Annotated in this window: 1 protein-coding gene; it reads right to left on the bottom strand. The window is 51.9% G+C overall.

What is annotated here, in order from left to right; all coding sequences use genetic code 11:
- Window positions 1-7 precede the first annotated feature (7 nt).
- Window positions 8-539: hypothetical protein (locus P0D80_RS51055; RefSeq protein ID WP_408296560.1), on the bottom strand; the 532-nt coding region annotated here is incomplete at its 5' end.

Below are 539 nucleotides of genomic sequence, written 5' to 3'. Positions count from 1 at the left end.
GCAGCACTCAACGACCAATGGCTTGCCCAATCATTTTACACATATCGGCCAGCAGGGTTTGCATACTGCTGATGGTGCTGACACAGACGTTGTAGGATTGCATGCTCTTTTGAATCTGCAGTTGTGCTCCGGCAACGAAATCGGAGCAGCGGCCCGAGTCCGCTTCCAAAACGCCTTTGAGCACTTCTAGTTCACCCTTCTTCAGCTTATTGCCGATGGGATCACCGTGATTCTTAATGTAGGCGACGATATCTTCATTTGCCGTCACCATAATCTTATTTTCCTTGAAATACTCGTACACCTCGTTCGGCAGATTCCCAGTACCGCCGGGTGTCGTGATGGCGGAAATGATATAATCGACTTGGTTTGCCATTTGCTGCGATACCCGGGCACGCTCTGCCTTGGCGGTCATCTCCTGGTATTTCTGCTGAGCGATACTGGTGAACACCGCCATGAAAGTGTACAGCGCGGCGATGCCGTCCGTCATGAGCGAATCCCCTGACGCCCCAATGCCATAATTGACAGAGGACGCGGAGTTG

The sequence above is a fragment of the Paraburkholderia sp. RL17-373-BIF-A genome, assembly GCF_046030175.1.
Lineage (GTDB): Bacteria > Pseudomonadota > Gammaproteobacteria > Burkholderiales > Burkholderiaceae > Paraburkholderia.
The sequence above is the reverse complement of the archived record's forward strand: the minus strand, read 5'-3'. Positions and strand labels throughout refer to the sequence as shown.